Annotated in this window: 20 protein-coding genes; 13 read left to right on the forward strand and 7 right to left on the reverse strand. The window is 71.1% G+C overall.

Translation table 11 applies throughout. The features are described from left to right. The first annotated feature begins 20 nt into the window (after positions 1-20). The 11 genes from ACZ4NB_RS15425 to ACZ4NB_RS15475 all read left to right on the forward strand — a co-directional run bounded on the left by ACZ4NB_RS15425 (position 21) and on the right by ACZ4NB_RS15475 (position 16,654). On the forward strand, positions 21-1,214 hold the full coding sequence (locus tag ACZ4NB_RS15425) for an MFS transporter (RefSeq protein WP_467661679.1): 1,194 nt from the start codon (positions 21-23) through the stop codon (positions 1,212-1,214). 67 nt (positions 1,215-1,281) lie between these two features. Beyond that, positions 1,282-2,181 carry a hypothetical protein gene (locus ACZ4NB_RS15430; protein ID WP_467661681.1) on the forward strand — a complete coding sequence of 300 codons (900 nt, stop codon included), beginning with the start codon at positions 1,282-1,284 and terminating at the stop codon, positions 2,179-2,181. 172 nt (positions 2,182-2,353) lie between these two features. After that, positions 2,354-3,712, forward strand: coding sequence for a serine hydroxymethyltransferase (locus ACZ4NB_RS15435; RefSeq protein ID WP_467661683.1), 1,359 nt, complete (start codon positions 2,354-2,356; stop codon positions 3,710-3,712). Positions 3,713-3,865: 153 nt separating this feature from the next. Continuing rightward, positions 3,866-6,181, forward strand: a complete 2,316-nt coding sequence (locus ACZ4NB_RS15440; RefSeq protein WP_467661685.1) for a non-ribosomal peptide synthetase — start codon at positions 3,866-3,868, stop codon at positions 6,179-6,181. Positions 6,182-6,247: 66 nt separating this feature from the next. Beyond that, positions 6,248-7,321, forward strand: coding sequence for a dTDP-glucose 4,6-dehydratase (locus ACZ4NB_RS15445; RefSeq protein ID WP_467661687.1), 1,074 nt, complete (start codon positions 6,248-6,250; stop codon positions 7,319-7,321). A gap of 144 nt (positions 7,322-7,465) precedes the next feature. Then, positions 7,466-8,698, forward strand: a complete 1,233-nt coding sequence (locus tag ACZ4NB_RS15450; protein WP_467661689.1) for a GNAT family N-acetyltransferase — start codon at positions 7,466-7,468, stop codon at positions 8,696-8,698. 526 nt (positions 8,699-9,224) lie between these two features. After that, a complete protein-coding gene (locus tag ACZ4NB_RS15455) occupies positions 9,225-10,493 on the forward strand; it encodes a phenylacetate--CoA ligase family protein (protein WP_467661691.1) in 1,269 nt (422 codons plus the stop codon). Beyond that, positions 10,490-11,812, forward strand: coding sequence for an MFS transporter (locus ACZ4NB_RS15460; protein ID WP_467661693.1), 1,323 nt, complete (start codon positions 10,490-10,492; stop codon positions 11,810-11,812). The genes ACZ4NB_RS15455 and ACZ4NB_RS15460 overlap by 4 nt, the downstream gene beginning before the upstream one ends. Next, a complete protein-coding gene (locus ACZ4NB_RS15465; RefSeq protein ID WP_467661695.1) occupies positions 11,809-12,957 on the forward strand; it encodes a GNAT family N-acetyltransferase in 1,149 nt (382 codons plus the stop codon). Before ACZ4NB_RS15460 ends, ACZ4NB_RS15465 begins: the two co-directional genes overlap by 4 nt. After that, complete coding sequence (locus ACZ4NB_RS15470) at positions 12,954-14,132, forward strand: LuxE/PaaK family acyltransferase (protein ID WP_467661697.1); 1,179 nt, start codon at positions 12,954-12,956, stop codon at positions 14,130-14,132. The genes ACZ4NB_RS15465 and ACZ4NB_RS15470 overlap by 4 nt, the downstream gene beginning before the upstream one ends. Beyond that, positions 14,129-16,654: an aldehyde dehydrogenase family protein gene (locus ACZ4NB_RS15475; protein WP_467661699.1), complete on the forward strand. Its 2,526-nt coding sequence runs from the start codon at positions 14,129-14,131 to the stop codon at positions 16,652-16,654. Before ACZ4NB_RS15470 ends, ACZ4NB_RS15475 begins: the two co-directional genes overlap by 4 nt. Before the next feature lie 11 nt (positions 16,655-16,665). Here ACZ4NB_RS15475 and ACZ4NB_RS15480 read toward each other — a convergent pair whose 3' ends face one another. From ACZ4NB_RS15480 to ACZ4NB_RS15500, 5 genes are all read right to left on the reverse strand, one after another. Then, complete coding sequence (locus tag ACZ4NB_RS15480; RefSeq protein WP_467661701.1) at positions 16,666-16,899, reverse strand: hypothetical protein; 234 nt, start codon at positions 16,897-16,899, stop codon at positions 16,666-16,668. Positions 16,900-17,585: 686 nt separating this feature from the next. Next, the gene (locus tag ACZ4NB_RS15485) at positions 17,586-18,212 is read right to left on the reverse strand and encodes a GTP-binding protein (RefSeq protein WP_467661703.1); all 627 of its coding nucleotides are present in this window, start codon (positions 18,210-18,212) and stop codon (positions 17,586-17,588) included. Next, the gene (locus ACZ4NB_RS15490; protein WP_467661705.1) at positions 18,160-18,642 is read right to left on the reverse strand and encodes a DUF742 domain-containing protein; all 483 of its coding nucleotides are present in this window, start codon (positions 18,640-18,642) and stop codon (positions 18,160-18,162) included. The genes ACZ4NB_RS15485 and ACZ4NB_RS15490 overlap by 53 nt, the downstream gene beginning before the upstream one ends. 48 nt (positions 18,643-18,690) lie before the next feature. After that, entirely contained in the window at positions 18,691-19,122 is a 432-nt protein-coding gene (locus ACZ4NB_RS15495; RefSeq protein WP_384427746.1) for a roadblock/LC7 domain-containing protein, read from the reverse strand. A 25-nt stretch (positions 19,123-19,147) separates the two neighbouring features. Next, positions 19,148-21,643, reverse strand: coding sequence for a sensor histidine kinase (locus ACZ4NB_RS15500; protein WP_467661707.1), 2,496 nt, complete (start codon positions 21,641-21,643; stop codon positions 19,148-19,150). Positions 21,644-22,066: 423 nt separating this feature from the next. On the opposite strand from ACZ4NB_RS15500, the gene ACZ4NB_RS15505 reads away from it, so the two are divergent. After that, positions 22,067-23,203, forward strand: a complete 1,137-nt coding sequence (locus ACZ4NB_RS15505; protein WP_467661709.1) for a substrate-binding domain-containing protein — start codon at positions 22,067-22,069, stop codon at positions 23,201-23,203. Positions 23,204-23,294: 91 nt separating this feature from the next. On the opposite strand, the gene ACZ4NB_RS15510 is transcribed toward ACZ4NB_RS15505, so the two are convergent. Further along, positions 23,295-23,450, reverse strand: coding sequence for a hypothetical protein (locus ACZ4NB_RS15510; protein ID WP_467661711.1), 156 nt, complete (start codon positions 23,448-23,450; stop codon positions 23,295-23,297). A 371-nt stretch (positions 23,451-23,821) separates the two neighbouring features. After that, positions 23,822-24,202 (reverse strand): outer membrane protein assembly factor BamB family protein, encoded by a 381-nt coding sequence (locus tag ACZ4NB_RS15515; protein WP_467661712.1) that lies wholly within the window; start codon positions 24,200-24,202, stop codon positions 23,822-23,824. A 251-nt stretch (positions 24,203-24,453) separates the two neighbouring features. Here ACZ4NB_RS15515 and ACZ4NB_RS15520 point away from each other — a divergent pair, with 251 nt between their 5' ends. Then, complete coding sequence (locus ACZ4NB_RS15520) at positions 24,454-25,062, forward strand: GNAT family N-acetyltransferase (protein WP_467661714.1); 609 nt, start codon at positions 24,454-24,456, stop codon at positions 25,060-25,062. Positions 25,063-25,205 lie beyond the last annotated feature (143 nt).

The raw sequence follows: 25,205 nt of genomic DNA on the forward strand, positions 1-25,205 counted from the left end.
CGTACCTAAGGAGATCAGTTGTGCCCGCGTGGCTGTTTGCGCTGCTCGCTGCGGCTTTTGTCCTGTATACCGATGACTATGTGATCGCCGGAGTCCTGCCGGAGATCGCGCGAGATCTGCACGTCAGTGAGGCGCACGCCGGCCAGCTGGTGACCGTCTTCTCCCTCACCGTCGCCGTGGCCGCGCCGATCGCCGGCGTCGCTCTGGCGCGGGTGTCCCGGCGGTACCTGTTCACCGCCGCGTTCGCGATCTTCATCGCGGCGAACCTGGTGGCGGCCTCGACGACCAGCTTCGGGCTCCTGGTGGCCCTGCGGATCGTGGCGGCGCTCGCGGCGGCGGCCTCGACTCCGGCGGTGTTCGCCTTCGCCGCCGAGCGCGCTCCACAAGGCCATATCGGACGGTACGTCGCCGTTGTGGCCCTCGGTGTCACGGGCTCGATCGCGGCCGGAGTTCCGATCGGCACCTGGATCGGCGGCCACTACGGCTGGCGGGCGACCTTCGTCTCGATGGCGGTGAGCGGGGTGCTGGCACTGGTCTTCCTGCTCGCGACCCTGCCCCGCGAGGGCGACAAGGCCGGCGAAGTGCCGGGCATCCGGGAGCAGTTGCGCACTCTGGCCAGTGCGCCGGTATCGCTCGGGCTCCTGGCGAACTGTGCGCTCATGACCGGCTCGATGATGATGCTGACGTACATGGCGCCCTATCTCGCCGCGGTGAGCGAGGCCAGCGTGGATCAGCGTGCGCTCGCGTTCAGCCTGTCGGGGTTCGCCGGCATCGTCTGTATCTGGGCCGGCGGGAAGGTCACCGACCGATGGGGTCCGGACCGCGCCCTGGTCACCGGCATCGGCATCTTCACCGGAATCATGGCGGTCCTCGGGCTGCTCTGGTTCGTCCGCCCGGTGCCCTTCGTCGTCCTCGTCGTGGTGGGCACGATCTGGGGCGGCATGGCCTTCTGGAATTCCCCGGCCATTCAGGCACGCCTGTACCTGCTCGCCGGACCGGTCGCCGCTCAGGCACTGGCACTCAACACGTCGAGCACCTATCTCGGGGTCTCGCTGGGCGGGGCCATCGGCGGCCTGACCCTCGGCAGCCTGGGTGCCGGACTGCTGCCGGCGGTCGCGGCCGTACTCGGCATCAGCGCACTGGCGTTGCTGGCCCTCGCCATCGGTGCCTCGAAGAAGACGCCGAGCGGTGCGGAAGCGATGGCGGAGCACTGAATTCCCGCAAGGCCGAAGATTCCCGCAAGTGCGAAGGATTCCCGCAAGTGCGAAGAATGGAGTGGCAATGACGACGTTCCTCTTGTTCGGACCCGCCGACGCCGCGGTAGATTTTCGCGGATACGAACCGATGCTGCGGAGTTCGGCGGTCGCGCAGTCGGTCTATCGGGAGTTCGCCGAAGCGGTCGACGTTCCGGTGGACCACCTGATCGACGGAGAGGTGCGGCAGGTCCATCCGGTACTGCTGCGCTGGATCCGGCAGATGGCAGCCATGGTCAGCGTGGGTCGGATCCTGGAGCAGCAGCACGGTGCGGTTTCCGTGTACGGCGGTATCTCCTTGGGTGAACTCGCCGCCCTGCGTGCCTCCGGAGCGGCCTCGACCGAAATGGTGGTCCGCTTCCTTCGGGAGAGGCACCTTCAGGACACCGAGCGGGACGAGGCCATAGGTTTTGCGTTCGTGCCCGCGCCGGTCGACTGGCGCTATTACGAGCAGCCGGAGCGGATGACCATCTCCTGCGACTTCGGTTCGGTCCTCGGCGGCGCCGGTCGCATGATCATGGTGTCCGGCCTGCGTTCGGCGCTCGAATCGGCGCGGAACGAGGGCCCCGCGGATCTTCAGGTCGTGGAGCGGTCCCTTGCTCACCAGGCATATCACTCGCCGTTCCGTGAGCCCAGCCGTCAGCGGCTTGAAGCCCTGCTGAAGCAGAACGCGCTCGACCACCCGGAAGTACCGGTGGTCACCGCGATTCCGGGCATGTACACCCTCTCCTCCGCCGCGGAGGCCGCGCAGGCCCTCGTGGCGAGTGAGACCCAATCCCTCGATGTTCCGGGCCTGGTGACGGCGCTGCGGCAGTTCGCACCCGACAAGGTCTATGTGATCAGTTCCTTCCTGCGCCAATTGGAGATTGATTTCCATGCGGCGACCGAATATGTTGACGATTCCTGGCTGAAGCAGAACTTCAGCTAGTTCCACCGGCGTGAACGGCCGCACCCGCACTGTGGCGACCTGCGGCAACCACCGGTACAGCCCGCAGCGGGCTTCGCTCGGAACCCCTTTGTGGCCGAGCTGATCCCAGTAATGGATTCCAGTCCTTATTCGGCGCGACCTGCACCGCGCGATCGCACTTAAGGAATCTCCCGTGCTTGAATCTGGGCAAATAACAAACCCTACGACCAGGTCCATCGCCGCGCTGGGCTGGGACGCGCTGACGAGAAACGATCCGGATCTCGGAGCGCTCCTCGACGCCGAGGCGGCTTACCAGACCGCGAGCCTGTCGATGGTCGCCTCGGCCAGCATGGCTCCGCCGTCCGTGCTCTGCGCCAACGGCACGGTCCTGTCGAACCTCACCGCCGAGGGCTATCCGGGCGCGCGCTACCACCCGGGCGCCGTGCACTTCGACGAAATCGAGACGCTGGCCGTCGAACGTGCCAAGCGCGTCTTCGGCGCCCGGTACGCGAACGTCCAGCCGCACTCCTGCTCATCGGCCAATCTGGCGGTCATGGGGGCGCTGCTTCCCCGTGGCGGCAGAATTCTCGCGCTGGATCTCGATTCCGGCGGACATCTGACGCACGGCGCCGGCGCTTCGGTCAGCGGCAAGTACTACGACGTAGCCCACTACGGCGTCGAACGCGACGGAAACCTCGACTACGGCACGATCCTCGACCGCGCGCTCGCACACCGCCCGGACATCATCATCGCCGGAGCGAGCGCCTACCCCCGGTGGATCGACTTCCCCCGATTCAGGGCCATTGCGGATCGTGTCGGCGCCTATCTGCTCGCCGATATCTCCCATATCGCCGGCCTCGTCGCCGCGGGGCTGCATCCGAGCCCGATCGACTACGCCCACATCACCACGACCAGCACCTACAAACAGCTCGCCGGCCCCAGAGGCGGCCTGATCCTGCTCGGCAAGGACCATCGCCGGACCGCGCCGGACGGCCGCACCGAACTGTGGAGGCTGATGCAGCGCGCGGTGTTCCCCGGATTCCAGGGAACACCGGACCCGTCCTCGATCGCGGCCAAGGCGCGCGCCCTGGCCATCGCGTCGAGCGGCGCCTTCCAGACCACGATGAAACGCGTCGTGGACAACGCGAAGGCGCTGTCGGACGAACTCCTGGCCCTCGGGTACGACGTCCTGACCGGCGGCACGGACAACCACATGGTCCTGGTCGACGTCCGGTCCGCCGGGCTCACCGGGATCGTTGCGGAACGGGCCCTGGAGGAATGCGGAATCCTGGTCAACCGAAACAAGATCCCAGGAGATCCCCATCCGCCTACGGTGGGCGGCGGTCTGCGCTTCGGCACCAATATCCTCGCGCAGCGTGGAATGGGGCCCTTCGAGGTTCGTGCCTGCGCGGGAATCGTCCATGACGTGCTCTCCGGAATCAGCGTGCGGGACGCCGGTCATTACGAACTGGACGGCGCGCTGCGCGCTGCGGCGCGCGACCGGGTGAACGCTCTCTGCGTACGCTTCCCGCTCCAGTTCGATGACGAATAGACGGCCCGGCCCGATCGGAAGGCTTCCCAGGGCATGACTTTCACCGAATCCATGACTCAGCCGGCCTCCCACTCCTTTCCTTCGGGGCTGGGATTCCCTTCGACACGGAACCGGGGGAGGCCGGGCGAGCGCCGGGAACGATCCCTTGATGTCGTGTTGCCGCCGGAGGGCGGTGAGCTCTCCCGCGCCTCGATCCTGACGGTGGCGCTGGCCGTCCTCGTCCATCGGTACACCGCCCTCGACCGGGTCCCCATCGACGTACTCGATGGCCGGGACACTCTCTTTGTCGCCCTCGCCGACGAGTCGAGCACCCTCGATCTCGTAGCAGGGCTGCGCACCGCACCGCGATCGGATCGCGCACCCGGCCCCTTCGCCCTCTCGTTCACCGGCGATTGCGGCAGTGCGGACACCTCGGCCGTACCCGACCCGGCCCCCTCGGCCGTACATGAACTGGTCCTCCACGCGGACCCGGAGGCGTCGAAGGCGACGCTCAGTTTCGATGCCGCGCGATTCGACGACGCCTACGCCGACCGGATCGCCGGTCACTACCAGGTCCTCCTGGACCACATGGTGCGCGCGCCGCACGCTCCTGTCGCCCGACTGAACATCCTGACGGCCCAGGAAACCGACACCATGCTCCGCGCATGGAACGACACGGACACCCGGCTCACCGAGGACATCTGCCTCCACCAGGCGTTCGAGGCCCGGGCCGCGGAGGCTCCCGACGCGGTGGCCGCCGTCTTCGGAACCGCATCGTGGTCCTTCGGCACGGTGAACCGACGGGCCAACGAAATGGCCCACCGCCTGATCGCACTCGGAGTCGGACCGGATGTCAGGGTGGGGATCCACCTCGAAAAGACCCCCGATCTCCTGATAGCGATCCTGGGCGTACTGAAGGCCGGAGGGGCGTATGTGCCCCTGGACCCGAAATACCCGCGGGACCGACTGGAGACGATGGTCCTCGGCACCGGCTGCACAGTGATGATCAGCAGCCGGGAACTCGACCGGACGCTTTCCGCACAGGTGCGCCACCAATTGCTGGTGGACGACCCCGGAAACCGGACCGACGCGCCCGCAGAGAATCCCGTCACCGAGGTACGCCCGGACAGCCTCTGCTATGTCATCCACACATCGGGTTCCACCGGAAAGCCCAAGCCGATCGCCTTGTGCCACCGCGGCGTGCTCAACAACCTCGCGGATCTCAACGCCAGATACGGGGTGGGACCCGACGACGCGGCCCTCGCGCTGTCCTCGCCGAGTTTCGACATGTCGGTGTACGAGTTCCTCGGCATCACCATCGCCGGCGGCACGGTCGTCATCCCGGAGGCCGAGGCCGGATACCACCCGGCTTCGTGGTGGGAGCTCGTCGAGCGGCACCACGTCACGGTGTGGAACACCGCGCCGCCGCTGATCGAGCTGTTCCTGGACTTCGTCGAGACCGGCGGCGACACCCGTCCGCTTCCGCTGAAACTCTGCATGACCGGCGGGGACTGGGTGCCGGCGACGATGCCGGCACGCTTTCGGAGGGTCGCCCCCCGCCTGCGGTTCGTGGCGCTGGGCGGCGCGACGGAAGCCTCCATCCATTCGACCGCCTACGAGTGGGACGCGTCCGAGGAGTGGAGCGGCGGCCACCTCCCTTACGGCCGGCCCCTGGCCAACCAGCGGACGTACATCCTCGACGAGCGGATGATGCCGGTGCCGGTCGGTGTCCCCGGAGAGCTCTATCTCGCCGGGGTCGGCCTGGCCCGCGGATACCTCGACCGCCCGCAGGAGACGAGTGAGCGGTTCGTCCAGTGGTCGGGTGGTGGCCACCTCGCGGAACGCCTGTACCGCACGGGGGATATGGCGAGGTTCTGGCCCGACGGACTGATCGAGATCCTCGGGCGGCAGGACTTCCAGGTCAAGATCAACGGGATCAGGGTGGAACTGGGGGAGATCGAATCCGTGCTGGCCGCGCACCCCGGGGTCAGGCGTGCGGTGGTCGTCTCCCGGACGGCCCCGGACGGGCATGTGACGCTGGTCGCGTATGTGACCGCCGAACGCGGTGGAACGCTGGACTACGCGTCACTGTTCGACGCGCTGCACGCACGGCTCCCGAAGCATATGGTCCCTTCGTCGATCGAGATCGTGGACTCGCTGCCCCTGAACAAGAACGGCAAGGTGGACCGGCGCGCGCTGAGTTCACCGACGCACCAGAGCGCCCCGGCCCCGCCCGCGCCGCAGGGGGCCCCGGAGCGGGCCCGGGACTGGTATCGCACCGTGCTCGATGCGTGGCGGGACGTCCTGGGCGTCGACCATCTGGACGGCCAGGACAACTTCTTCGCGCTCGGCGGCGATTCCATGAAGGCCATCAGAAGCATGGTGCGCATCGACCGACGACTGCGCGTCTCCGATATCTACGAGCATCCGACCGTGACCGCCCTGGCGGATCACCTGACCGACCGTTACGGCGAGCAACCGGGCGCCTAAGGGCTGTCCCGCCAGGGACTGCGGGACAGCCCTTAGCCCGAAAGCCGCCCGACTTCCGGAGTGACCATGCCCGTTTATCTCGTGACCGGCGCCGCGGGTTTCATCGGCGCGAACTATGTGCAGCACCTGCTGAAGTGGGAGTCATCGGATGCCGAAGTGATCGCGGTGGACTATCTGGGATTCGCCGGCAATCAGGCGAACTTGGACCCCGTGTCCGACCGCGTGGTGTTCGAGAAGGCCGATATCGCCGACCTCGACACCATGGTGGAGATCTACCGCCGGTACCGGCCGGACTACGTCGTGAACTTCGCGGCGGAGTCGCACAACGACCGCGCGATCCTTGGGCCGAGCGCGTTCATGCGATCCAACGCGCTCGGGGCGCAGGTGATGGCCGAGTGCAGCCGGCTGGTGCCGGTCCGGTCCCATGTCCATGTCTCGACGATCGAGGTGTACGGCGAACTGCCGCCCGGGGAGGCGTGCTTCACCGAGCGCTCCCCGCTGAACGCGAAGACGCCGTACAGCGCGGCCAAGGCCGCCGGGGACCAGATCGTACGCGCCTACATGCAGACCTATCCGGAGCTGAACATCCGGATGACGCACTGCGCCAACAACTACGGCCCCTACCAGTTGCCGGAGAAGCTGATTCCGCTGGCGGTGACGAACCTCCTGCGCGGCCGGAAGGTGCCCGTCTACGGAGACGGCCTGCAGAGCCGCGACTGGCTCCATGTGGCAGACCACTGCGCCGCGGTGCACCGGGTGCTGCATGCCGATCTGGGACCGGTCCCGCCGCAGGCGGCCACGGAACCGGAACTGCTGCCGATCTTCGACATATCCGCCCGCTGTGAGGTCACCAACCTGGACATCGCCCGCCGGGTCGTCACGGCGCTCGGCCTGGACCCGGCGGAGCGGATCGAGCACATCCCGGACCGGCCCAACCACGACCGCCGGTACCTGATCGACCCGCAGAAGATCGAAACGCAACTGGACTGGCGGCCGGAGCATGACTTCGACGCCGGCATGGCCGAGACGGTCGACTGGTACGTGGAGCACCGCGCCTGGTGGGAGCGGATCCTCGAAGAAAAGGGTGAACTCGGCTTCGACTGGGGTGTGGTGGGCCCGGGTACCACCGCATCCCGGTAGCGGGAGTCGCCGCAGGGGGAAGCCGAAAGGGCTTGCCTCGCTCCCTGGCCGTAATGCGTTTGACCGGGCCACGGGGCAAACGCTGGACTGTGGTCGAACACCCTGGATCGTGATGCCCGTATCCCCGAGGAGGCCGCGGCAGCAATGGAGATCCGTCCGACGACCGACAAGGATCTCGACGTCTTCGTCGACACACTTCATGCCGCGTTCGGGCGCTTCCCGGAAACCCCGGCCGAGGGTGGCGGCGGGGTCTGGTGGGCGGCGCTCGAAATGGACCGCAGCCTGCTCGCCCTGACCGCGGACGGGCGGCCCGTCGGCACCGCCGGCGCGTACTCCTTCGAGCTCACCCTGCCCGGCGAGATCCTCGTCCCGGCCGCAGGGGTCACCGCCGTCGGTGTCCTGCCCTCGCACCGACGCCGGGGCGTGCTCGGCGCGATGATGCGGCATCAGCTCGCCGAGCTGCGGGTTCGAGGAGAGTTCCTCTCCGTACTGCTGGCCTCCGAGGCTCCGATCTACGGCAGGTTCGGCTACGGACCGGCGACCTACACGCAGCGGCTGACCGTGCCGCGCCACCAGGCCGCCTTCGCCCTGCCCCGGTCCCACGGCGCGTCCGGCGCCCCGGCGACCGGATCGGAAGCGGGCTCGGTCGAGCTGCTGCGGCGTGCCGAGTGCGGCGAGATCCTGGAAGAGGTCTACGACCGGTACCGCCGCGCACAGCCCGGCGCGCTGTCCCGGCCGCACCGCTGGTGGGCCTCGGGCGCGGGGCAGCCCCCGGTCTCTCCGGCGCCGCGCTACGTCGCCGTCCACCGTGACGCCGACGGCGTCCCGGACGGCTACGCCGGCTACTCGGTCGAGTCCGGCACCCTGACCGTCGACGAGACCATCGCCACCGACGACGCCGTCTTCACGGCCCTGGCCCGGTTCGTGCTCGGACACGACCTGGTCACCCAGGTCGTGTTCAAGCACGTCCCGCCCGACCACCCGCTGCGCTGGCAGCTTGCGGACTTCCGCGCCGGCCAGGTGACCGAGGACACCGACTGGCTCTGGGTGCGACTGCTGGACGTCCCGCGTGCGCTGACCGCCCGCGGCTGGTCCACGGACGGCGAACTCGTCCTCGACGTCGACGACCTGTTCCTCGGCGAACACGGCCGCTACCTCCTGGCCGTCCGGGACGGCAAGGCCGACTGCGTCCCCACGGACCGGGAGCCCGACCTGTCCCTGGACATAAGCGACCTGGGCTCCGTCTACCTGGGCGGCACCACCCCGAGGACGCTCATCCGCGCCGGCCACATCCGAGCCCACCACCCGGCCGCGGTCCCCCTCGCCGACGCCCTCTTCCGCGCCGACCGCACCCCGCACTGCCTGCACTGGTTCTGATTGCGCGTCGACAAGGGCCACGACTGCGCCCGCCTGCGCCGAAGGCTCGGAGGCATTCGAGCGGGCCCGATCGGCATGCGCACCGAGGAGCTCCGCCGCCATTTCCGACGGTGAGGTCGGCGGACTTGGCCGCGTCGGCGGCGGACTCCTGATCCCGCCACATCGCACACCCCCTCCCCAGGACCCGACACCCCCGCGCCGCGCCCCCTGTGGCCGCTCAGGGCCACCGCGTATCGCGCGCCGGGCCGGGCGGGCGGACCCGCGGAAACAGAGGTTTCTGGTCAGGTTTGCCTTGCATGTGTCCGGGTGTGTCTCTCATGTGCGATATCTTCTACGGCGTTCCCTCGTGACGGGACGTCGGATGCGACGACGGCACGACGCCGGGAGGGCGGTCCACACGCTCCCCGCGGAACGCACCACGAGAACCGGTACGTGACGCCCGGGCGCGGCTCTGCGCCCTCGTCACAGCTTCGGCGTGCCGGCAGACCCGTACAGCCACCGTCCGCATCACCTAGGCAAAGGCCGCATGTCCGTTCATCCGCTATCGAACCTCGTACGTCATGCCCGCCGGCACTCGCCCTTCTACTCCGAGCTCTACGCGGCGCTCCCGCCGGCCGTGAGCGAGCTCACCGCGCTGCCCGTCGTGGACCAGGACTCCTTCTGGGCGGCCAACACCGTCCAGGACAACCGCGTGCTGACCGGCCCGCTGGCGGAGGCGGTCGTCTACAAGACCGGCGGGACCACCGGCGCTCCGAAGTTCTCGTACTACAGCCGTGAGGAGTGGCGGGAGTTCGTCACCGCCTTCGGCCAGGGCCTCGTGGACGCCGGGCTGCGTCCGGGCCACCGCGTGGCGGACCTGTTCTACGCCGGCGATCTGTACGCCAGCTTTCTCTTCGTCCTGGACTCCCTGGCCCACGCCCCGGTCGCCAACGTCCGCCTCCCCATCGGCGGGGCCGCTCCCCTGGAGACCACCGCCCCCGCGCTGGCGGACTTCCGGGCGCAGGTGGTGGCGGGCACGCCGACCACGCTGTGCCGGCTCGCCGCGCATCTGCTGGCCACGGGGCGCCGGCTGCCCGCGGTGGAGCTGCTGTTCTTCGGCGGCGAGCCGCTCTTCGCCGACCAGCGGCCGCTGCTGGCCGCCGCGTTCCCCAACGCCGAACCGCGGTCGCTGGGGTATGCGAGCGTCGACGCCGGCCTCCTCGGCCGTCCGGTCCCCGGGCCGGACCCGCGCGTGCATCGCACCTTCACGCCGTACACCGTCGTGGAGATCCTCGACGAGACGACCGGGGAGCCCATCAGGGAGGCGGGGAGGGCCGGGCGCGTCGTGGTGACGCAGCTCTACCGCCGTCTCATGCCCGTCCTGCGTTACCCCGCCGGCGACCGCGCCGAGTGGACGGACCCCGAGGCCGGCTGCTTCCGCATCCTGGGCCGGGCCGACGAGGGGGTGCGCGTGGGACCCGTGTCGCTGTCCGCGCAGGACGCGCAGGACGCCGTCGCCACGGCGGACTCCGGCGGGCGCATCGTGGGCACCCAGCTCGTGGTGCGGCGCTGGGAGGGCCGCGACGGGCTCGTGCTGCGCCTGGTCACGGCGCCCGGCGACGACGGCCGCGGACTGGCGGCCCTGGGCCGTACGGTCGTCGACGGGCTGAACCGGGCCCGGCCGCTGTACCCGGAGAGCGTGGCCGCCGAGCATGTCCACCCGCTCACCGTCGAGTGGGCGCACCACACCGACCTGGTGGTCAATCCCCGCTCGGGCAAGCTGGTCCGCGTGGTCGACGAGAGGCCGACCGCGTGACCGCCACCACCGTGCGGCGGCGCAGGCTGCCGCTCGTCCTGCGCAACCGTGCCTTCGGCGCGGTCTGGCTGAGCCAGGTGCTGACCCAGGCCGCGGTACGCATGTTCCAGGTCGGCGTGTCCTGGTGGCTGGTGGCGTACGCGGTCGGCGCCGGACGAGGGCTGGCGTCGGGCCTGTTCATGGCCGTCAGCACACTGCCGGCCGTGGCGCTGGCGCCCGTGGTCGCCCGGGCCGTGTCCCGTCTCGCGTACCGGTCGGTGCTCCGCACGGCCGCGGCGACGGCCGGTGCCGCCGTCCTGCTCCTGGCGCTGGTGGCGTACGGCAGCGCGCCGCCGACCGTGGCCGCCTACGCGGCGACGCTGGTGCTGGCCTCGTGCCAGGCGTTCTTCGACCCCTGCCTCACCACCTCCGTTCCCGAACTCGTCGACGACGAGGACATCGAGGCCGCCACCGGTTTCGAGCTGTCGACGCAGTCGCTGGCGAGCCTGGGCGGTGCGCTGCTGGGCGCGCTGGTCGTGGACGCGGCCGGCGTGGCCGGATTGGCCGCCGGCTGTGCGGCCGCCTACCTGGCCGCCGCGCTCCTCGTCACCACCGTCCGCTTCCGCCCGGCCGTCGCGCTGGAGCCGCAGGACGGCGCGGAGCCCGGGGCCGGTACGGCGCGCGGACTGCGCGAGGTGCTGGCCGGGCTGCCGGCCATCCGGAAGATCCTGGTCTGCTTCACCGCGGCCAACCTGTTCACCACGGCGGTCTTCGTGGTCATCCCGCTCTACACCAAGTCGGAGCTGGGGGGCGGCGGTTCGACCGTGGCGTTGCTGGAGGCGGGGCTGGGTACGGGTACGCTGCTCGGCTCGATCTCCGGAGCCCGGGTGCCCGGCCGGCCCACGCGCCTGGGGGCCGGTCTGCTGGCTGTGATGGCCGCGGCGTTCACCGTGGCGTACCTGGTGGCCGGGCGGTTGGTCCTGGCGGGCTGCCTGGTGGTGGCCGGCTGGTGCGTGGGCGTCATCGGCGTGCGCTTCGTGGCACTGTTCCAGCGGCTCGTCCCGCCCGCGGACAAGCCCGGCTTCTTCGCCGTCATGCAGGCCGTGCTCGGCGCGTCCTTCCCCGTCGCCTCACTGCTGTTCGGCCTGCTCGGCGACCACCTTCCGGCGCGGACGCTGTGCCTGGTCCAGGCCGCGGGGCTGGTGCCCGCGGCGATCGCGCTGGCACTGCTGCGCGGACCGAGCGCGGACGACCGGGAGCGCGGGCAGGACGGCGCGAACCGGCAGCCCCGTCCGTCCGATCCGTCACCCGAGTTCGTGGCCACCGGAGGAGAACGATGACCGGCACGATCGACCCGGCATCGCCGGCCGACATCGCCGAGCTGCGCCAGCTCTACTACGCCGTCTACGGGCCGCACTACCCCAGTGCGCTGGGCACCGACCCTGCCGAGATGTCGCGGCTCATCGGCGACCCGGACACGCTCTGGCTGGTCGCGCGCTGCCCGGACACCGGCGCCCTCATCGCGTCGGCCGCGATCCACGGCGAGCCGGGCGGCCGCGTGGGCCGCTTGGAGGGCCTGGCCGTGCACCCCGGCCACCGGGCCGGCGGGCTGGCCTCGGCGCTCACCGACGAGCTGTGCCGGCGCACGCTGGGGATCGGCCGCCTGGACTCGGTATACGCCACCGTCCGTACCGTCAGCGCCGGTCCGCAGCGTGTCGTCGCCCGCAACGGCTTCCGGCCGCTGGGCCTGCTGGCCAACGCCGTGGACCTCAGCACCCGTGAAAGCCTCGCGCTCTACGCGCGTCACTCCGCGGGCGTACTGGACCGCCGTCTCCCCGTCGCCGAGGTACCGGCCCCGTTGGCCCCCCTGCTCCGTGCCGCCGAGCGCAGCCTGGGCATCGACTACGGACACACGCGTACCACCGCACCGCGCCCCGTGCCGGCCCGCCCCGCCGCTCCGCTCGACCGGCTGGAGATGATCGAGGCACCCGGCTTCGTCCGCCGCCGCTTCCGCGACCGGTTCCCCGGCGCCGAGCGCTGGTTCTACCCGCTGCACCTGCCCAACACCCTGCTCGTGCCCGACGACGACGGCTTCGAGGTGTACGCGTACCTCAACCGGGCCGGACGCTACTGCTCCCTGGTCGCCGCCTACCCCGAACCGGAGGCGGCAGCCGCCTGGCTGGAGCCCCTCACCCGGGCCCTGACCAGGGCCGGTGCCGGTTACGTCGAGGCGCTGCTGCCGCTGGCGCGGCACGACCTGCTCTCGACGTTCCTGGCACAGGGCTTCATCCCCGGCGCGCTCTATCCGGCGATGCGCCCCGAGCCCGACGGCGACGGCCGCCACGACTACGTGGTGATGTCGCGGACCACCGAACAGATCGATTTCCGCGGCGTGGTCGCCGACGGCCCCCTTCAGCCCTATCTGGACGCCTACTTGTCGACCTGGGCGTCGACCTATCTGCCCCCTTTCGAGGTTGCGTCATGACCGTGAGCAGTTCCCCCGTCGCCAATCCCCATCTCGCCCCCGTCGAGGTCCCCGACCCCGGCCTGCTGGCGCGGGTGCAGGAGCTGTGCGATCTCACCGATCCGTACACCTGCGGCCCGCGGCAGGAGGAGCTGTTCACCGCGGCCATGGCGGAGATCAACGCATGGCACGCGGACCGCTCCCCGTTCTACCGCTCGCTGGCCGGGCGAGCCGACCGGGGTGCGGCCGAGCCGTACGGCGCTCCGCCCGTGCACGCCAACTTCTTCAAGCGCCACGAGGTGCTCTCGATCCCCCGGGACGAGGTGGAGCTGCACCTGACCTCCTCGGGCACCACCGGCCAGAAGTCGCAGATGTTCTTCGACCGTTGGACCATCCGCGCGGCCCAGCGCATGGTCGCCCGCATCTTCGAGCGCAACGGCTGGATCACTCCGGACCAGGACGTCAACTACCTGCTCTACAGCTATGAGCCCGCACCCGGCCTGAACCTGGGCACCGCCTTCACCGACAACTACCTGTGCGACTTCGCACCTGCCCGGCAGGTGGAGTACGCGCTGCGGCACACCGGCAGCGGTCATGAGTTCGACCCGTTCGGCACCGTGGCGGCGCTGCGCCGGTTCGCCCAGGACGACGTGCCGGTACGCATCCTGGGCTTTCCCGCCTTCCTCTGGTTCACCCTGGAGCGGATGCGGGCCATGGGGCTGCCGCCGCTCAGCCTGCCGGAGGGCTCCCTGATCGTCCTCGGCGGTGGCTGGAAGGGCCACGCCGACCGGCAGATCGGCAAGGAGGAGCTGTACGCACGCGTCACCGAGCAGCTGGGTGTGCCGTCGGAGCGGATCCGCGACACCTTCGGCTCGGTCGAGCACTGCGTTCCGTACATCGAATGCGACCACCACCGGCTGCACGCCCCCGTGTGGTCACGGGTGTTCGTCCGCTCGACCCGCACGCTGGAGCCGCTGCCGCACGGCGAACCCGGTTTTCTGCACCTGGTCTCCCCGTACATCACCTCCGTTCCCGCGCAGAGCGTCGTCATGGGGGACCTGGCGGCCCTGCAACCGGGCCGGGAGTGCCCGTGCGACCTGGAGACCCCCTGGTTCACCGTCCTCGGCCGGGCCGGAGTGAGCCGCAACCGAAGCTGTGCGGTGGCCGCCGCAGAACTGATGAAGGGACTGTCGTGACGACACCGCCTGCGAGCGCAACAGCCGACCTGCACCACTACTGGCAGGGCTCGTTCATCGGCGACGAGGAGGCGGGCCGCCGTCTGGCGCACCTGGCCGACACCGCCCTGGCCGCCCTGTCCACCCCGCTCGACACCGCGGCCGTGCTGTCCGCGTGCGATGCGCTGGCCACCGCCCTGCGCGACCCCGCGCACCCGACGCGCGGACGCCTGGCCGCACACCTGCCCGCCGGCGAGGACGAGGGTGTGCTCGCCGAACTGGGCCTGGCCCTCACCCGCGCCGAGCTGTCCCGCAAACTCCGTCGCGAACTGGGCGGCACGGCGCCCCAGCGGCTGTCCCGGCCCGACGCCAAGGAGACCGTCTACGAGGCGTGGGCACCGGTGGGGCTGGTCGCCCACATCGCCCCCGGCAATGCCGCGACCGTAGCCCCGCTCAGCGTCGTCGAGGGCCTGCTCGCCGGCAACGTCAACGTGCTCAAGACCAGCTCCGGCGACCCGCTGTTCGCCCAGCACGTACTGGCCGAACTGGCCGCGCTGGACCCCACGGGGGCCATCTCCGAGCGGGTGATCGTCCTGCGCTTCCCCTCGTCGCGGCAGGAGTGGCTGCGCATGATGTGCGCGCCCGCGGACGCGGTCGCGGTGTGGGGCGGAGAGACGGCCGTCGCGGGCGTCGCCGAGCACATACCGCCCGGTTGCCGCCTGGTGGAGTGGGGCCACAAGATCTCCTTCGCCTATCTGGCGCGCGCTGCCTGGCACGACGAGCAGGCGCTCGCGGCACTGGCCGCCGACGTCTGCGCGTACGAACAACAGGCGTGTTCCAGCCCGCAGGTGGTCTACCTCGACACCGAGGACGAGGAGGAGCTCTTCGCCTTCGCGGAGCGCTTCGCCGACGTGCTGGCCGCGGCGCCCGCCCCGGCCGCCGCCGAGGCGCCCGGCATCGCCGAGGACGCGGAGGTCACCACCACCGAGCTGATCGCCCGGCTGGAGGAGCACCTCGGACTCACGCGCGTACACGCGGCGGCCGACGGCTCCTGGCGCGTGCTCGCCGACACCCGGCCGACGCTCACCGCGTCCCCGCTCCACCGGAGCGTCTGGGTCAAGCCGCTGCCGCGCAAGCGCGCCGTGGCCGTGCTGCGACCGATGCGCCGCTACCTGCAGACGGCCGGCGTGGCGGGCGGCCGCAGCGACGTCGCCGAACTCTCCCACCTGGTGCTGGCCGCCGGCGCGACCCGGGTCACGCCACTGGGCGCGATGCCGTCGGGCTACTCCGGCGAACCGCACGACGGGGTGTACGCGCTGCAGCGCTACAGCCGCCGGGTGGCGGTGCAGGCCGACGAGCGGTTCGCCACCGTGGCCTGCCTCGACGACCTGGTACGCCCGGTGCCGCCACCCGCGCAGCGCGGGCCGCTGCGCGACAAGGCCGCGGTGCAGGAACTGAACGGCCGGGTCTCCCGGGCCGACGTCGAGCTGTACTTCCGCAGCGGCGGCAGCACCGGCGCCCCCGCGCTGTCGCTGTTCACCTACGAGGACTACGACGCGCAGATGCACGCCGCCGCCCGCGGCCTGCTGGCCGCCGGCTACGACCCGCGCCGCGACCGGACCGCCAACCTCTTCTACTGCGGCGGCATGTACGGCGGGTTCATCAGCTTCTTCTCCATCCTGGAGCGGCTGGGCGGCGTGCAGATTCCGCTGGCGGCCGGCACCGACCACCTGGCGACGGCTCGGGCGCTGGTGGAGTGCGAGGTCGACACGCTGTTCGGCATGCCCTCGTACCTGTGGCAGCTGCTGCACGACCAGAGCGACCTGCTGCGCGCCTACGGCGGGATCCGCCGGATCTTCTACGGCGGTGAGCACTTCACCGCCGAGCAGCGACGGGTGCTCGTGGAGGACTTCGGCATCGAGACGGTCCGCTCCCTCACCTACGGCAGCACGGACCTGGGCCCGCTGGGCTACCAGTGCACCGAGAGCACCGGGGGAGTGCACCACCTCCACGCCGATCTGCACGCCCTGGAGATCCTCGACATCGACGAGGACCGAGCGGTGCCCCAGGGAGAGACCGGCAGGCTGGTGTTCGCCACCCGTACACGTCGGGGCCAGGACCTGGGCCGGTACGTCATCGGCGACCTCGGCCGCGCCGTCCCGGGCCCCTGCCCCTGCGGCAACCACGCCCCGCGCTTCGAACTGCTGGGGCGACTGGGAGAAGTGATGCGGGTGGCCACGCACTTCCTCAACTACCGCCGGTTCGTCACGCTCGCCGAGGAACGCCTGGGCCACCGGGGCGGAACGCAGCTCGTGCTCGCCCACGACGGGCTGCGGGAGCGCCTCACCGTCCGCCTGGAGCGGACCGCCGGCGAGCCGCGGGCCAGCCGGGCCCGCGAGGTGTTCCTCGCGGCCTACCCCGAGCTGCGCACGGCCGTCGCCGAGGGGCTCCTGGAGCTGGAGGTGACGGAGGTGGACCGCCCCGGTCTCGAACGGGCCCCCGGCACCGGCAAACTGCGAAGCGTGGTGGACAACCGGCGGTAGCCGGTCGGGGCTCAGGAAGCCGGGTTGAGGCAGATGTCCTGAGTCGTGCCGGCCATGGTCGACTGGGTCAGGGCGACGAGTCTGTTGATATAGCCCTCCCGCATGACGAGCACGAGATAGCTCTCCCACTCCGTCGGGATGACGGCGATGAACTGGCTGTTGACGTCGAACTGGTAGGTCGAGGTGCCGTCCGTGATCCACGAGTACGGCAGCAGCTGCCGCCCCCGTCGGTCCACATCGGCCACGAGGCGGAACTGGCTTCCCTGGTGGCCGCTCTGGAACCCGACGCCCGGCCGTCCGGAGCCGCCGCCTGCCTGGTGACCGGGCCGGGCGGGGTGGCAAGAGCGAGCTGCTGCTCCAGGCCGCTCACACCGCGCACCGACGACGGCGATTCCCCGGCGGCGTCCTCTTCGCCGATCTGCAAGGACATACGGCGGACACGCCCCCGCTCCCGCCGGGGGAGGCGCTCGGCCGCCTGCTCCACCAGCTCGGCCTCCCGGAGCCGGCGATCCCGGCGCACGTCGGGGACCGGGCCGCCGCCTACCGCCAGCACCTGGCGGAACGGCCGGTGCTCGTCGTGCTGGACAACGCACACGACAGTGTCCAGGTCCATGCCCTGCTCCCGCCGCCCGGCGGGAGCAGGGCACTGGTGTCGAGCCGGCGGTTGCTCCCCGCGCTGGACGACGCCCACCGCATCGCCCTCGACGTGCTGCCGTCCGACGCCGCGGTCCGGCTGCTGCTTGCCGCGGCACGCCGCGCGGATCGCCGAGTGCTGCGGAGGACTGCCGCTGGCGCTGCGCATCGCGGCTGCCCGGGTACGCGGAAGGCAGCCGGCCGCCTTCGCCGACCTGGCCGCATGGCTGGCCCGTACGCGCCCTGATCGCGGAGGTGCGTGCGGAGCGCCGGTGAACCGACGGGACGAGCCCCCGACTCAGCCCCCCGCCGTGCTCTCCGCCGTGTTCTCCGCCCGGGACAGGGCCGCTTCGAGGACGACCAGGAGGGCGTCGCGGACCGAGCCCGTTTGGCGGGCGTCGAAGACCAGGAGTGGTATGTGGTCGGAGACGTCGAGTGCCCAGCGCACCTCGTCGAGGTTGTGGTGGACCTCGCCGTCGAAGGCGTTCACGGCGACGGCGAACGGGATGTCCTTGTGCTCGAAGTAGTCCACCGCGGCGTAGCAGTCGTCCAGGCGGCGGGTGTCCACGATGACCAGCGCGCCGAGAGCGCCCTGGACCACGTCGTCCCACATGAACCCGAACCGGTCCTGGCCCGGCGTGCCGAACAGGTAGAGCTTCAGCGTCGGGTCGATGGTGACGCAGCCGAAGTCCATGGCGACCGTGGTGGTGGTCTTGTCCGGGGTGTGGGAGAGATCGTCCACGCCCGCCGCGACCTCGGTGATGGCGGCCTCCGTGGTCAGCGGCCGGATCTCGGAGATCGCGCCCACGGCCGTGGTCTTGCCGACGCCGAAGCCGCCCGCAATGACCAACTTGACCGGAACCGGCGGTTGTTCAACCGCTGTCGCGGAGTGTGTCCCGTGAGTCGGGGACGGCGCGGAGACCATCGATAACCCTTCGCAGTACGGAGATGTCCTGGGTGGTCCTGGCGTTCGGGACGTGGACCGTCAGGTGTCCGGCGGCGCGCAGGTCCTCGGCCAGCACCCGGACGACGTTGAGGTGCAGATGCAGCCGCGCCGCCAGTTCCGCCACCGACTGCGGTCGTCGGCAGGCGGCGATGATGTCGTGTTGTTCGAAGGAGAGGGAGTGGAGGGAGGCCAGGCCGGACGACGTCGCCACGACCTGGGTCTCGACCGGGAGCGGAGGCCCGGCGCCGCGCCCCGCCACCCGGCCCGCGGTCAGCAGGAAGGGCCTGATCGCGGAAGCACGGCCGGCCGGTTCCGACGGGCCCCGGGCGCCGCCCTCCCCCAAGCTCTCGGCTCCGCTGGAGGGGGGACCCCCACCCTCGTCCGGTCCTGGTCCACCTGAGGCCATCATGATCCTCTTCTCAGCGCCTGCGCTCCTGGCTCCGCGGTGCGGGACGGGTCAGCGGGCCGGTGCGGCGCCGGCGTTGTTCTTGAGCTCCAGCACCAGCTGGGGGGTGAGCGCGCTCCCGGCCCGGTTGGCGAAGAGGGTCATCTCGTAGGCGATGTTGCCGAGCTTGGCCTCCTTCGAGGTCACCACGCCCAGGACGGCGCCGCAGCCGATGGCCGACACCAGTACGTGGCCGCCCTCCAGGTCGATGATGACCTTGTTGAGGCCGCCGAGGCCGTAGTTGCCGGACGCACCGGCCGCCAGACTGGTGACGCCCGAGACGATCGCCGCGAGCCGCTCGGAGTCGGCCTGCTCGCGCAGTTGGGAGACGGCGATCAGCAGACCGTCGGAGGACACCGCGATGGCGTCGACGACACCGGCGGTCTGGGTGGCGAACCGGTCGAGCAGCCAGGTGAAGTCGGCTGCGGCGGCTGTCAGGTCCATGGGCTCCTCCCGCTCGGAGCTGCTCTTACCTGTCGGCGTGGTCACTGCCCGACTCCTTCCGGGTTTGCTGGTGTTGCGATGGTGCTGAGTCTTCCGGGGCCGTGGCGGTCTCCTGCTCCGCCCTGCGTACGGCGGCCTCGAACTCGTCGAGTTCCGAACGGACCGTGTCGGGGTCCACGGGCCTGCGCACGGCCTGCGCCCCGCGGTCGGCCGCCGGGGCGGTCATATCGAGCGTCGCGCCCCGTACCCGCCGCCGCAGCGGCCGAGCGGACTGCGCCGGCCGCGGCTCTTCGGCCACGGGGGTGGTCTGCCGCTCGGCTTCCGCGGGGTGCGGGAGGCGTCTGGGCAGCCCGCCGTGCCGTGCGGGGGCGGTCGGCCGCTGTTCGGTGGTGGCGGGGCGCACCGGCAGGGGCGTGGCGGCGTCCGGTACCGGCTGGAGTGCGGGCGCGCCGGACTCCAGCTCGGGCGCTGCCGGGTGGTGCGCCGACGCGGCCCGGGACGTGTCCGCTGCCGGGGACGGCGTGGCGGCGGGGGCCACGGACAGGAGCAGCGCGGTGGGGAGCCAGACGGTGCCGGTGACTCCGCCGCCGGGGGTGCGGCTCAGCGTGACCCGGATGCCCGAGCGCCGGGCGAGGCTGCCGACCACGAACAGGCCCAGGACCTTGGTCGGTACGAGGTCGAGCCGCTCCCGGCGGACCAGCCGGGAGTTCTCCTCGTCGAGGCGTTCCGCGCTCATACCGAGGCCGTGGTCGATGACCTCGATCAGGGCACCGCCGTCCGAGGTGATGTCGGTACCGGGCCGGACCACCACCTCGACGGGGGTGTCGGACGGGGAGAACGAGACCGCGTTCTCCAGCAGTTCGGCGAGCATCAGCGTCAGATCGTCGACGACGTCGGGCGCGACGGTGAACTCCGTCTCGGACCGCAGGGACACCCGCTGGTAGCCCTCGATCTGGCCGAGCCCGGCCCGGATGACGTTGGCCAGGGTGGTCGGCCGGGCCTCCATCTCGGGGTCCCGGATACCGGCGAGCAGCATCAGGCTGTCGGCGTTGCGCTGGAGACGCACGGCGATGTGGTCGATGCGGTACATCCGGTTCAGGATGTCGGGGTCGGTCTCCTCGCGTTCCACGGCGTCGATCAGCATGAGCTGGCGTGAGGTGAGGTTGCTGACGCGGCGGCCGACGTTGCCGAACATCTCGGCGACGTTGCGGCGGCTGAGCACCTGCCGCTCCAGCAGCGCCGCGGCGGTGATCTGCACCTGGTTGAACGCCTCGGCCAGGTGGCCGATCTCGTCGCGGACCGGGACGGGGATCGGCCGGGGCCGCAGCGGGGTACTGTCCGCCGGATCCTCGTCCTCGACCTTGGCGAGTTCCTGGCCGGCCACGTCGACCACCTGCTGGGCGGCACCGGTCAGCGCCGCCAGGGGACGTACGACCGAGCGCCGGACCAGGACGGAGAAGGCCAGCCAGGAAGTGAAGCCGAGCAGGGCGAGGCCGAGCATCGCCAGCGCGTTGTGCAGGGCGCTTCGCGACAGACCGTCGGCCTCGGTGGCGATCTGGCCGATCAGCGACCGGGTGATGTCGAGGCGGGCCTCGGCCTGCCGGGTTCCGGCGGTCATCGCCTCGCGCAACTGATGCGGGCTCTGACCCTGCAGGGAGCCCGGATCGATCTGCAGCTCCGCGAACTGGGCCTCGATGCCGTTCTCCTCGGCGTCCCGCTCGATCCCGCCCAGGCGCAGCGCCTGGTCCGGGTCGGCGATCCTGCCGAAGCGTTTCGTCTGCTCCTCGTAGAGCTTGTGGGCGCCGACCGCGCGGGTGTACTCGGTGAGCGCGTTGGCGTCCCGGGTCTGGGCCGAGAACACCCCGCTCTCGAAGGCCGCGTGGGCGGCGTCGGCCCGCAGCACCGTGTCGAGGAGATCGGTGACCGAGGACGACGAGGTGCCGACGAAGCGGTCGAGGCCGATGCCGTCGATCAGGTAGCCGACCGCGGCGGCGTACGCGGGGTCGATGCCGGCGGCCGGAATTGAGCCCCGCTCGACCTTGTCGCGCAGTACGGCGAGGCCCCGGATGTAGTCGAGGGCCTGTGCCTCCTGCCGTGGCAGGCCCGCCCCGAACGCGGAGCGCACGGCGGTGACCTGCTCATCGGTGTCCCGCTGCGCGCGGCGGTAGGCGGCGGTCGACGGCAGGGCGGTACCGGGCCGGACCGACTCCTGCTCCACGGACAGCAGCAGCGCCTGCCGGTGTTCGGCCTGGACGTCGTTGATCAGCCGGGTGACCTGTTCGCTGTCGCGCACCAGCTCAGCGCTCCGGCTGGCGTCCGTGGCCTTCTCCACCTGGGAGTCGACGCCGAGGCCCAGCAGTACGCCGACGACCGCGACGGGCGCGATCACCAGCACGTTGAGCTTCCGCCGGAACGGCCATCGGTCCAGGAGGACGCCCGCCTGTTGGCGGAAGCCCGGCCTCAACGGTGAACGCCGAGACGGGTCCGCTTCGTGTGGCGGGTCCACCGCGTCCACAGACACCCAGCCTCCTCCTTGCGACGTGCTCCTGAGCGGTGACCGAGGTGTCGTTGTCGCCGACCGCCGACGATGGGGGATTGCGGCGTTTGCGCAGTTCACCCTAGATGCGAGCGAAAAGATTGCGCCACATGCCCAACCGGCCGTGAACACTACCGCTTGTGCACGCGCATGCAACACATGGCAGCAATGGCCAGCCGGTATTCAACTCTTTGTCACTTTTGGCGCGTTACCCCTGCGGCGCCGTGCCGGCCCGGTCGACGGTCGGGTGTCCGTAGGGGAACGGGCCGTGGACCGGGCCGCACCGGGGTCGGCGCCGGTGGCCTGCGCGGTACCTCCCGGAGGCGGCTGCCTGGCGCGGCATCGCCACCCGTAACCTGTCTCCCCCCACCCCAACCCGCATCCTCAACCTGCCCTGCGAGGAGACCCGTGCACCCCACCCGCAAGGCGGTCGCGTCAGCCGCCGCACTCCTGGTCATGGCCGTTTCCGGCTGCGAATCCGGCGCCGGTACCACCGCGGCCCACAAGGACTCCGCCAAGCCCGGATGCCCGGCCGCCCTTGCCAGGGCCAAGCAGGCCGTCGCGAAGGCCGAGGAGGCCAACGCCCCCTGGAGAGGCCCCACCACCGGGCCCAAGGCCGCCCGCGGCAAGAGCGTCGTCTTCATCGCCCAGACCCTGACCAATCCGGGCGTCGCCGGGGTCGCCCAAGGTGTCCAGGAAGCCGCCAAGATCGTCGGATGGCACGCCCGCACCCTCAACGGCAAGGGCACACCCGACGGCCTCCGGGCCGCGTTCAAGCAGGCCGTCGACCTCAAGCCGGACGGCATCGTCATCGGCGGTTTCGACCCCGGGACGGCCGCGGAGAGCGTCAAGAAGGCCACCAAGGCGGGCATCCCGCTGATCGGCTGGCACGCCACCGCGGCTCCCGGCCCCAGCGACGATCCGCAGCTCTTCAGCAACATCACCTCCCGGGTCGAGGACGTCGCGAAGATCAGCGCCGACTGGATCATCGCCCGGTCCAACGGCCGCGCGGGCGTCGTCCTGTTCACCGACGCCTCGGTGCCCTTTGCGAAGCGAAAGTCCGACCTGATCAAGAAGGAGCTCGCCACCTGCTCCGGCACCGAGCTGCTGAGCTACACCGACATCCCCATCCCCCAGGTCAACCGCCGCTCCATCGGGGAAGTCCGCTCCCTGCTGTCCCGTTTCGGCCGCAAGTGGACCTACTCCGCGGCCATCAACGACCTGTACTTCGGGCACGCCGCCCCCGCCCTGCGCGCCGCGGGCAAGGACGGTGCCGGGGCCCCGTTCAACATCGGCGCCGGTGACGGCGACCCGTCGGCCTTCGAGCGCGTCAACGGCAAGGAGTTCCAGGCCGCCACCGTGCCCGAGCCGCTCTCCGAGCAGGGCTGGCAGATCGTCGACGAGTTCAACCGGGCCTTCGCCGGAGCTCCCGACAGCGGGTATGTCGCTCCCGTCCACATCGCCACCGCCGCCAACAGCGGCGGTGCACTGTCCTGGGACTCCGAGGGCTACCGCCAGGCCTACCGCAAGATCTGGGGCGACTGACGCGCTGCCCGGGGCGCCGGGGCCGGGCCGGGCGCTGGGGCGAGGGCTGCGGTGTGCTGGTCGGCGTCACCGATCAGGCGAATCGACCGTCTCAAAGGATCAGCCCCGCTCCCAGCGCGGGGACGAGGGCGGCGTTGCTCTCGGGGCCTTCGGAGAAGGCGTGGGCCGGTGCGGCAAGGGCGAGGCCCCCCAGGGAGAGCAGAGCGACGGTGGCCAGGACGGTGCAGGAACGGCGGATGTACTTCATGGAGTCCTCTCGCTGCGTGGCGGACGGCGCGCGGTAGGCGCGGGGCCCGGGCCGGCGGGCTCCGGCGCCGGGGTCGAACGATCCGCAAGAGGGTTTCCGGTCCTTCATCCGTGCAAACGCCTCGTCACTCTGGTGCCGGAGGGGAGCCCCCGGCTCACCGCGCTCACCCGGGCGTCTGGCTCCGCCGTTCCGCCTTGTCGAGGTAGCAGACGGTCGCGCCGGAGCGGGCGTAGCCGCGATTGCCCCGGGCGGCGGTCTGCACGCTCCACAGGGTCCTGCCGGTCGCCGGGTCGAAGGCGGTGAGCAGCCCGCCGGTCGCGCCGGAGGCTCCGGTGTCGGGGTAGCAGAAAACAGCGTTCCCTGGAGCAGGCTCAACGAGCCCTGTTAGAAGAGGATCTGACTGTTCGTCGGGGGAAGGCTGGTGGAGGTGCTCCGCGCGTGGCGCCGTCGGCGGGGTCGAGGGCGAGCAGCCGCATAGCGCCGTCGATGGCGAAGACCTCCTTGCCCTTGGACGGTGCGTAGAGGGCGACGAGGTCCTTGGCCCACAGACGGTCGCCCGAGTCCGGAGCGAGGACGGTGCAGCCGTTGAGCGTCGCGGTCGTGGAGGTCTTCGCGGCACGGCCCCAGACGATCAGCCCGCCCGCCGGGGTGGTGCCGGCGGCCGCGATTCCCCCCAGGTCGGGCGACTTCCACCGGACCTTGCCGGTCGAGGTGTCCAGGCCCTGGACGCGCCCCCGGTCGCCCGTGGTCACCAGCTGCGCGCGGACCTTCCCGTCGGTACGTACCGTGTAGACGCGCTCGTCGTCGGCGAGGGCGGCGGTGTTCTGGCTTCATGTTCTCGCCGATGCCGCGCCGGTAGGCACGCGTGCGTGACGCCGGGCATCGGAATGCTCAGGTCAGTACGGAGACCAGGTCCCGGCGACCGTCCACGGCGCGGGAGATCGCGGCGACTTCGAGGAGCCCGCCTCCACCGTCGAAGATCATCGGATGCAGAATGTCCCGTATGCCGATAACGAACACGCCGCAGGCGGCGACGGTCGACGACGCTCCGCTGATCGCTCCCACCCTGGCCCGCGCCTTCGACGACGACCCGATGATGCGCTGGTTCTTCCCCGACGGCGCCGCGCGCGAGGCGGCGCTGGGCCGCTACTTCACCACGATCTTCACCCGGCAGTACGTCCGCCACGGTGTGTGCGAGCGCACCGAGGCGGCGGCCGCGTTCTGGGTGCCGCCGGAGGCGCAGGCCAAGGCCGTCCCCGATGCGGAGACCATCCAGGAGCTCCTCGCCCTCCTCGGCGACCGGGCCGGGCTGTTCAGGGACGCCGTCGAGACGGCCGCCCGGCACACGCCCCAGGAGCCGCACTGGTACCTGGCGCTGATCGGCGCCGACCCGGCCGCCCAGGGGCAGGGGCACGGGGCCGCCCTGCTGCGCTCGGGGCTGGCCAAGGCCGACGCGGCGGGTCTGCCCGCCTATCTGGAGTCCTCCAAGCCGTCCAATCTCCCCTTCTACGAGCACTTCGGCTTCACCGTGCGCGCGGAGGTGCGGCTGCCCGGGGACGGGCCGACGCTGTGGGGGATGTGGCGCCAGCCGCGCCGCCCGGCGGACGACTAGGGCCTGTCCGATGGGTCCTGGCCGGGCCCGCGGCGTCTGGCACGGCACCTCGCGGCGTTGCCGGAGCGTCCCGATAGCTCCGCTATCGAGACGCTCCGGCGCCTTGCGATGCACCGCACCAGACGCCGCGGTCTTTCCGACCC

Source organism: Streptomyces sp. NPDC026575 (assembly GCF_055567415.1).

Coding starts and splice junctions, on each gene's coding strand:
- ACZ4NB_RS15430 (WP_467661681.1), top strand. CDS start 1,282: ATGACGACGTTCCTCTTGTTCGGACCCGCCGACGCCGCGGTAGATTTT.
- ACZ4NB_RS15445 (WP_467661687.1), top strand. CDS start 6,248: ATGCCCGTTTATCTCGTGACCGGCGCCGCGGGTTTCATCGGCGCGAAC.
- ACZ4NB_RS15450 (WP_467661689.1), top strand. CDS start 7,466: ATGGAGATCCGTCCGACGACCGACAAGGATCTCGACGTCTTCGTCGAC.
- ACZ4NB_RS15455 (WP_467661691.1), top strand. CDS start 9,225: ATGTCCGTTCATCCGCTATCGAACCTCGTACGTCATGCCCGCCGGCAC.
- ACZ4NB_RS15465 (WP_467661695.1), top strand. CDS start 11,809: ATGACCGGCACGATCGACCCGGCATCGCCGGCCGACATCGCCGAGCTG.
- ACZ4NB_RS15470 (WP_467661697.1), top strand. CDS start 12,954: ATGACCGTGAGCAGTTCCCCCGTCGCCAATCCCCATCTCGCCCCCGTC.
- ACZ4NB_RS15485 (WP_467661703.1), bottom strand. CDS start 18,212: ATGGTCTCCGCGCCGTCCCCGACTCACGGGACACACTCCGCGACAGCG.
- ACZ4NB_RS15490 (WP_467661705.1), bottom strand. CDS start 18,642: ATGATGGCCTCAGGTGGACCAGGACCGGACGAGGGTGGGGGTCCCCCC.
- ACZ4NB_RS15495 (WP_384427746.1), bottom strand. CDS start 19,122: ATGGACCTGACAGCCGCCGCAGCCGACTTCACCTGGCTGCTCGACCGG.
- ACZ4NB_RS15510 (WP_467661711.1), bottom strand. CDS start 23,450: ATGAAGTACATCCGCCGTTCCTGCACCGTCCTGGCCACCGTCGCTCTG.
- ACZ4NB_RS15520 (WP_467661714.1), top strand. CDS start 24,454: ATGCCGATAACGAACACGCCGCAGGCGGCGACGGTCGACGACGCTCCG.